Raw genomic sequence first — 7,645 nt, 5'->3', positions numbered from 1 at the left:
CGTTGAAAAACCGGCCGACGCACATGGGGTCCCCCGAGGGCTACTTGATTCAGGCCGCGTACGCCGTCGCACCGCAACTGGTGAACACCATCGCCGAGAACAGCGGAACTGCGCAAGGAGAGAGACCGGATGGGACTCACCGCACGGATTCGGACCCGCGACGGATGGGCAGTGCCCCACGCCGTCGTCACCGTCACGGACATGACCGGACGACAGGTCGTCCGTGCCGACGCCGACACGGACGGCCTGGTCGAGGAGGCGGCCGAGCTGGCCCCCGGCCCGTACACGGTCATCGTCACGGCGGTCGGCTACGGCCCCTCGGCCTCCACCGCGCTGGTCGGCGCGGGCGGCAGGGCCGACGCGGGCACCATCGTGCTCACCCGGCAGGGCGGTACGGAGCTGCCCGCGCCCGGCAGCTGGACGGTCGACCCGGCCCACTCGACGGTCGGCGCGGTCGCCCAGCACCTGGGGATCTCCAGCGTGCGCGGCCGGTTCACCGACTTCACCGCCCGGATCGAGATCGGCGGGGAGGACGGCTGGTCCAAGTCCCGTGTGGAGGCGGTCATCCAGGCCGCCTCGATCGACACCGGAAACCAGATGCGCGACGGCCACCTGAAGTCCCCGGACTTCCTCGACGTGGTCAACTACCCGCAGATCACCTACCTCAGCTCCGGCATCGAGGTCGCGGGCGAGGACCGCTGGACCGTCCACGGCGACCTGCGCATGCACGGCGTCTCCCGCCCGGTCGCCCTCGACCTGCGCTACCTCGGCACCGGCTCCGACCCCTGGGGCGGCACCCGCGCCGCCTTCACCGCCACCGCCGAACTGCGCCGCGAGGACTTCGCGATGAACTACAACCAGGTCATCCAGGCGGGGATCTCGGCGATCGGCACGAAGCTCCGGGTGGAGATGGACATCCAGGCCGTGCAGGGGGACACCCTGCCGGGCTGAGATCACGGCTCGCCCTCGATCCGGGTGCCGGCCGACGATGGCCTCAAGCGCCGGCCGGGCTGATCTCTGCCGCTCCGGGCGTCGCACGCTCAGGCGGCAGAGCCCCGCGTAGGGTGCGGCCATGTCTCCCTCCATCGCCACCAACACCCGGGTCGACCGCGCCGGACTGCTGGACTTCGTCCGGCCCCGGCACCGGGCCCTCCTGCTCACCGCCCGTGCCGACGGCTCCCCGCAGGCCTCCCCGCTGACCTGCGGGGTCGACGGCGAGGGCCGGATCGTCGTCTCCACCTACCCGGAGCGCGCCAAGACCCGCAACGCCAAGCGGAATCCGAAGGTCAGCGTGGTCGTGCTGAGCGACGAGTGGAACGGGCCCTGGGTCCAGATCGACGGCACCGCCGAGGTGGTCGACGCCCCGGACTCGGTCGAGCCGCTCGTCGAGTACTTCCGGGTGATCTCCGGGGAGCACCCGGACTGGGACGAGTACCGCGCCGCCATGCTGACGCAGGGCAAGTCCCTGATCCGGATCACCCCAGAGCGCTGGGGCCCGGTCGCCACCGGCGGCTTCCCGGCCCGGCTGGCCTGAGACCCGGCAGGCGGGGCCCGCCGGGCGCGGGCCCCGTCACTCCTCCCGCGCCACCATCGCCTCGATCCCGGCGACCAGCAGGTCGAGGGCGGTGGCGAAGTCCCGCTCGCGCATCTCCTCCACGGTGTGCCCGCCGCGCTCGGCCCGCAGCCGGCCCGGCTCGGTGAAATCGCCCTCCAGGCCCGGGTGCCGGCGGATCGAGCCCATCGCGTGGCGGAAGTAGGCGTCCTGCGTCATCCCCGCCTCCCGCGACCGTTCGACATAGTGGCCCTCGGCGGTGCCGAAGCCGTAGACGAACTGCGAGACGGCCTCCATGGCGCCCTGCTGCCGCTCCGGTCCCAGGCCGGTCCGGGCCAGCACCTGGCGCAGCCGGCGCGCGAACGCCATCGAGTGCGGCCCGATGTTGAGGTACGTGCCCGCCAGCGCCGAGGCCCAGGGGTGGCGGACGAGGAGGGCGCGGTACCCGGCGGACAGTGCGCGCAACTGCGCGCGCCAGTCGTCCGCCTCGCCTTCCGTGCCCGCCCCCGCCAGCTCGGCGAAGGCCGCGTCGAGGGCGAGTTCCAGCAGGTCGTCCTTGGTGTCGACGTACCAGTACAGGGACATCGCGGTGACGCCCATCTCGCCCGCGAGGCGCCGCATCGAGAACTTGGCCAGCCCCTCGGCGTCCAGCAGCCGCACCGACGCCTCGGTGATCCGCCCCCGGTCGAGCCCGTTCCGCGCGGCGGGCCTGGCCGGTTTCGCCGGCTCCTCGGCGGCGGCCAGCCAGATGCTGGGCCGTGGCGGCAGCGGCTCGCCGGGTACGCCGGCTCCTGCGGCGGGTTCGCCGGTGGCGGGACGGCAGGGCTCACGCGACACGGGAGGCGCCCTCCTCGGTCTTCTCGGCGGGTACGGACTCCGGCTCGGCGGCGCGCTCGGCGCGGCTCAGCAGGTACGCGGCGAGCAGACCGCCGGTGAGGACGGCGGCGGCGCCGACGAACTGGCTGGTGGACAGGCCCGCCGAGAAGGAGTCGGTGACCCGCTCCCGCGCCGCGCCGGAGTCGGCAGCCGCCATCGCCGCCGGGAACGACCCGGCCGCGCCGACCCCGAGCAGGGCCGTGAACCGGGAGTTGAGCACGGCACCGAGGACCGCCACTCCGAGCCCGTTGCCGAACTCCGCGAGGGTGCCGTTGATCCCGGCGCCGACGCCGGCCTTCTCCTTCGGGATGGAGCTCATGATGGCCAGCGCCATGGCCGGGTTGGCGATGGCGCAGCCCACACCGATGAAGAGCAGGCCCGCCAGCACCCCGGCGTACCCGTCCGAGGCGAACAGGGCGATCGAGGTCACGCCGACGGCCAGCATCGACATGCCGACGCCGATCGCGGCCGGGGTGCCGAGCCGTTTGGTCCAGCGGGCGGAGATCCCGGAGAAGTTGAGGACGACGACGGTCAGCGCGAGCGGGGCCGTCCGCAGACCTGCCTCCAACGGACCGTAGCCGAGCACGAACTGCAAGTGCTGGGTGAGGAGGAAGAGCGAGCCGCCCATGCCGAAGGTGATGAGCACCGCGCCCGCGACCGCGCCGGTGAACCGCTTGTCGCGGAAGAAGGACATGTCGAGCATCGGGTGCGGAACGCGCAGTTCCCACAGGACGAACCCGGTCAGCACGGCGAGGCCGAGCCCCGCCCCCGCCAGCACGGTCGACGAGCTCCAGCCGTGCTCGGGGCCGGAGATGATCGCGTAGACCAGCGAGGTCATGCCGACGGTGGAGAGCAGTGCGCCGACGAGGTCGGGCCGGTCACCGCGCGGGTTCTTCGACTCCGGGACCAGCGCCACCACGGCGACGAGCCCGATCAGCACGACCGGCACGTTGACGAGGAAGATCGAGCCCCACCAGAAGTGGTTGAGCAGCACCCCGCCGATCAGCGGTCCGGCCGCGAACCCGAGCGCGTTGACCGCCGCCCAGATGCCGATGGCCCGCGCCTGCTCGTGCGGGGCGAAGATCTGCATGGCGACCGCGAGGGTGGTGGTCAGCAGCAGTGCGCCGCCCACCCCCATCCCGGCGCGGGCCGCGATGAGTTGCGCGGAGGTGGTGGCGAGCCCCGCCACCACCGACCCGATCCCGAAGAGCACCAGACCGGTCAGCAGCATCTTGCGGCGCCCGTACCGGTCGGCGGCGTTGCCCGCGGTGAGCAGCAGCCCCGACTGGACCAGCGCGTACGCGTTGATCATCCACTGGATGTCGGAGGTGGAGGCGGCCAGTTCGCGGGTGAGCGAGGGGATGGCCACGGTCAGCACGGTGTTGTCGAGCAGCACCACCAGTTCGGCCAGGCAGATCACCCCCAGGATCAGCCAGCGCTGGGGGTGCCCCTGAGCCTCGTCCGTCGGGTCGGGGGCGGGCGCGGGGGCCGGGCTTTCGGCGGCTGCCGTCATCCGGGGGCTCCTGGGTAGAGGGCGGTCGGGCACTTATACACCGTAAAGCTCTCCTTCTACGGTGTAAAACCCCTGCCTCCCCGGTACCTTTCCCGGGCTCACCCATCACCCGGAAAAGAGGCAACCATGCGTATCCACCTGGCCTTGAGACGCCATGTCGTACCTCTCCTTCTGGCCATCGGGCTCGTCCTGACCGCCTCGGCCGCCGCCCATCCGGCCACCCCGCGCCCCGTCCCGCTCCGCGTCGCCACCTACAACATCCACGCGGGCGCCGGCGAGGACGAGGTCTTCGACCTGGACCGGCAGGTACGGGCGCTGCGCTCGCTCGACGCCGACGTCATCGGCCTCCAGGAGGTGGACGTGCACTGGGGCGAGCGCAGCCAATGGCGTGATCTCGCCCGCGAACTCGGCCACCGGCTGGGAATGCACGTCGCTTTCGCGCCGATCTACAGCCTCGACCCCGAGCCCGCCGCCTCCGGCCCCACGCCCCCGCGCCGCGAGTTCGGCGTCGCCGTCCTCTCCCGCCACCCCGTGCTGCGCGTCCGCAACCACGAGATCACCCGGCTCTCCACCCAGGGCGAGAACCCGCTCCCCGAACCGGCCCCCGGCTTCCTCCAGGCCACCGTCGCCGTGCGCGGCATCCCCCTCGACGTCTACGCCACCCACCTCGACTACCGTCCCGACCCCGCCGTCCGCGCTGCCCAGGTCGCCGACATGCTCCGCGTGATGGACCGCCCCTGCCCGGGCCGCTGCCCCGCCCACCTCCTCCTCGGCGACTTCAACGCCCGCCCCGACGCCCCCGAACTCGCCCCGCTCTGGACCACCTTGCGCGACGCCGACCCCGGCGCCCCGACCTTCCCCGCCTCCGCACCCGACCGCCGCATCGACTACGTCGCCACCAGCGCGGGCATCGACCTCCGCAGGACCTGGACCGCCCCCACCGGCATCGCCTCCGACCACCTCCCCGTCGTCGCCGACCTCCACCTCACCCGCCGCTGACGCCCCTGACCCGGGGGGCGGCGGACCCTAGCGGGCGTCTGCCCCCGGGTCCGCCGCCTTCAGCACGTACCCCGCCCCCCGCCGCGTGTGAATCATCGGCACCCCCCTGCCCCCACCCACGTCGATCTTCCGCCGCAGGTACGAGATGTAGAGCTCCACCAGGTTCCCGCGCGCCCCGGCGCCCGCGCCCCAGACCCGCTCCAGGATCTGCGCCTTGCTCAGCACACGGCGCGGGTTGCGCATGAGGTACCGCAGCAGCTCGAACTCGGTCGCGGTGAGCCGCACCGGCACCCCGCCCCGCGCCACCTCCCGCGCCTCCTCATCCATCACCAGATCCCCCACGGCCAGCCGCGGCGCCCGCCCGCCGGCCGCCTCCACCAGCGCCCGCACCCGCGCGACCGCCCGCGCCACGTCCCCGCTCACGAACAACACCGGCACCTCGGGCACCACCTCCTCCAGCCGCGCGAGCCGCCCCCGCAGATCCACCGGAATCCCGTGCAGCACGACGACGTCGGGCCGGAACTCCCGCGCCACGGTCACGAACTCCACCCCCGCACTCACCACACACCACCCCTCGCCCCGCAAAGCCGCCCCGAGCGCCCGCCCGTCACCACCCCCGGCAACCAGCAACACCCGCACGGCCTCCGTCGCCGCCACGGACTGCCGCCGCGCCGCGCCTTCGGACACCGGCTCCCGCCGCGCCGCCGCGATCTGCTCCGTACCCATCGTCAGGCTCATGAGCGCCAGCGTGGCCGGGGGGCGTGAGAGGCCACTGAGTGGAACCTATGATTCCGCTGAGAATCGCGGGGATGGGCCGGGGCGGATCGCGCCCGTGGGCCTGCTGAGAGGGGCCGGATCGGCCCGAGGCCGGCTGCGGGAATGCGGGGCTGATCGGCCCGAGGCCGGCTGCGGGCAGGGGAGAGCCGAACCGGCGCGGTACCGGTCGCCGTCGCAGGTCGTGAGGACGCCCGGCCAGACCCTCCGGGCAGCCCACCCCCACCGGCCGCTCCCCCAGAACAGCCCAACCCCACCAGCCGGCCTCCCGGAACAGGCCGCCCGCACGGGCCGCCTCTCAGAACAACCCGCCCTGCCGATGCGCCGGTTCCAGCGCCCGCACCTCCACCCCGTCGGTGACCGCCCCCTCCCGCGCCGCGTCCAACTGCCACCCGGCCATCAGCCTCGTGTCGACCACCAGCACGGCCCCCCGGCTCCCCTTCCGCGCCAGATGCAGATCGGGCCCGGCCGCCCCCACCAACCGCCCGGCCACGACAGCCCCGTCCCGCAACCCGCCCGCCAGCACCCCGGCCCCGCCCCACTCGGCCTCCGCCAGCCGGAACACCCCGCCGTGGTCCACCACCGCGAACTCCGCCCGCTCCAGCGCCTCCGGCCACCCGGCCAGCCCCACCGCCCGTCCGTGCCACTCCGCCAGCTCCGCCGCCCGCACCCCGGCCGGCGGCAGATTCCCCCGCACCGCCCGCTTCCGCGCGTACGACACCCGGTCCGGCACACCCGAGGCCGACCGCAGCAACTCCTCCGCCCGCCGCGCCGCCATCAACGGCCCCCGCCCCAACCAGGCGAACGCCACCGCCCCCTGCTCCAACAACCGCGCCGCCCCCCGGTCCTCCCGCGTGATCCCGACCTTCACCATCCCCGGCCCGAACCACGCCAGATACACGGCATACGCCCGCGGATCATCCGCCATGGTGTCCGCCGCCACCGACCGCGCCCGATCCAGCCGCGCGCACTCCTCGCACTGCGCCCGCGTACTCCCGCCCCCCACCTCGGTCCGCCCCGGACACGCAGTCCGCCGCCCACCCCGCCACACCCCGAGACACCGCCGCACCCCCGTCACCCGAAACCCCAGCCCCTCCCCGACCCGCAACACACTCCCCCGCTCCCCACACCCTTCGGCCCACCACCCGAGCACAGGCAACCCCTCCCGCCACCCCATCCCGGTGCACCACCACACGGACCCCAACCCGTCACCCCACCACGGGCTCGGCGGTCACCAGGCACCCGACGAAGCCGGCCCCCGGCCGCTCCGCCGCCCGCCCGGCATCCGCATGGTCCTCGGCACCGGCCTCCACCACGTGCCACTCGACGACAGCCCCAGACCGAACGCGCCGCCCACAGCACTGCATCTGCCGGCCCTCGATCCAGATCGTCACGGTCACACAGCCATTGTCCTCCGCACCACTGACAACACGAGAGGCCCCCAGGATCTCTCCTGGGGGCCTCTCGCCTGCTGTGCACTCGGCAGGATTCGAACCTGCAACCTTCTGATCCGTAGTCAGATGCTCTATCCGTTAAGCTACGAGTGCTTGTGCTTCCCGGGTTTTTTTCGCCCCGGTCGGCGTTGCGTGGACAACATTACCCCACCTGCGGCGTGAGGCGAAATCCGATTAGCCCACCCCCTTTGACCTGCGAAAACGCTCAGACGGGTGGAGGTGGGGCGCCGTGCCACCCCTGGGGCCCAGGGGCGGTTTCGGGGCGTCGGCGGGGGCTAGGGCGGGGATTCCGCTTCTGTCCGTCGCCGGATGGCAACCCTCACGGCATGGCTCTTCCCCCCGGACACGACGAAGCCCCGGCCGCTGGGCGGCCGGGGGTTCGGTGTGGCGGAGGGGGAGGGGTTTGTAAATGGGTGATATAGTGTTCGTTGCGGTCGATGCCTGCCTTGACGTGACCGGCCAGTTCCAGCGGATCCA

At 73.2% G+C, this 7,645-nt stretch carries 8 protein-coding genes and 1 tRNA gene; 3 read left to right on the top strand and 6 right to left on the bottom strand.

Translation table 11 applies throughout. From position 1 onward, the window contains the following. The first annotated feature begins 201 nt into the window (after positions 1–201). Positions 202–951, top strand: coding sequence for a YceI family protein (locus ABZ863_RS34835; RefSeq protein ID WP_358543979.1), 750 nt, complete (start codon positions 202–204; stop codon positions 949–951). Positions 952–1,072: 121 nt separating this feature from the next. After that, positions 1,073–1,534 carry a PPOX class F420-dependent oxidoreductase gene (locus ABZ863_RS34830; RefSeq protein ID WP_358289802.1) on the top strand — a complete coding sequence of 154 codons (462 nt, stop codon included), beginning with the start codon at positions 1,073–1,075 and terminating at the stop codon, positions 1,532–1,534. Positions 1,535–1,570: 36 nt separating this feature from the next. On the opposite strand, the gene ABZ863_RS34825 is transcribed toward ABZ863_RS34830, so the two are convergent. Together ABZ863_RS34825 and ABZ863_RS34820 are read right to left on the bottom strand one after the other, a co-directional pair. Then, positions 1,571–2,389, bottom strand: a complete 819-nt coding sequence (locus ABZ863_RS34825; RefSeq protein WP_358193778.1) for a TetR/AcrR family transcriptional regulator — start codon at positions 2,387–2,389, stop codon at positions 1,571–1,573. Then, positions 2,379–3,941, bottom strand: coding sequence for an MFS transporter (locus ABZ863_RS34820; protein WP_023422259.1), 1,563 nt, complete (start codon positions 3,939–3,941; stop codon positions 2,379–2,381). The genes ABZ863_RS34825 and ABZ863_RS34820 overlap by 11 nt, the downstream gene beginning before the upstream one ends. A 126-nt stretch (positions 3,942–4,067) precedes the next feature. Between ABZ863_RS34820 and ABZ863_RS34815 the strand changes: the two genes are divergently transcribed. After that, a complete protein-coding gene (locus ABZ863_RS34815; RefSeq protein WP_023418230.1) occupies positions 4,068–4,940 on the top strand; it encodes an endonuclease/exonuclease/phosphatase family protein in 873 nt (290 codons plus the stop codon). Between the two features lie 27 nt (positions 4,941–4,967). Here the strand turns inward: ABZ863_RS34815 and ABZ863_RS34810 are convergent, their stop codons facing one another. The 4 genes from ABZ863_RS34810 to ABZ863_RS34795 all read right to left on the bottom strand — a co-directional run bounded on the left by ABZ863_RS34810 (position 4,968) and on the right by ABZ863_RS34795 (position 7,261). Continuing rightward, positions 4,968–5,678 carry a DNA-binding response regulator gene (locus tag ABZ863_RS34810; protein WP_033953362.1) on the bottom strand — a complete coding sequence of 237 codons (711 nt, stop codon included), beginning with the start codon at positions 5,676–5,678 and terminating at the stop codon, positions 4,968–4,970. 334 nt (positions 5,679–6,012) lie between these two features. After that, complete coding sequence (locus tag ABZ863_RS34805) at positions 6,013–6,891, bottom strand: DUF2797 domain-containing protein (RefSeq protein WP_358193784.1); 879 nt, start codon at positions 6,889–6,891, stop codon at positions 6,013–6,015. 31 nt (positions 6,892–6,922) lie between these two features. After that, entirely contained in the window at positions 6,923–7,114 is a 192-nt protein-coding gene (locus ABZ863_RS34800; RefSeq protein ID WP_023418233.1) for a DUF6578 domain-containing protein, read from the bottom strand. A gap of 74 nt (positions 7,115–7,188) precedes the next feature. Then, positions 7,189–7,261 (bottom strand) — tRNA-Arg (locus tag ABZ863_RS34795). Positions 7,262–7,645 lie beyond the last annotated feature (384 nt).

This window comes from Saccharomonospora sp. NPDC046836, from assembly GCF_040645195.1.
Taxonomy (GTDB): domain Bacteria; phylum Actinomycetota; class Actinomycetes; order Mycobacteriales; family Pseudonocardiaceae; genus Prauserella_A.
The sequence above is the reverse complement of the archived record's forward strand: the minus strand, read 5'-3'. Positions and strand labels throughout refer to the sequence as shown.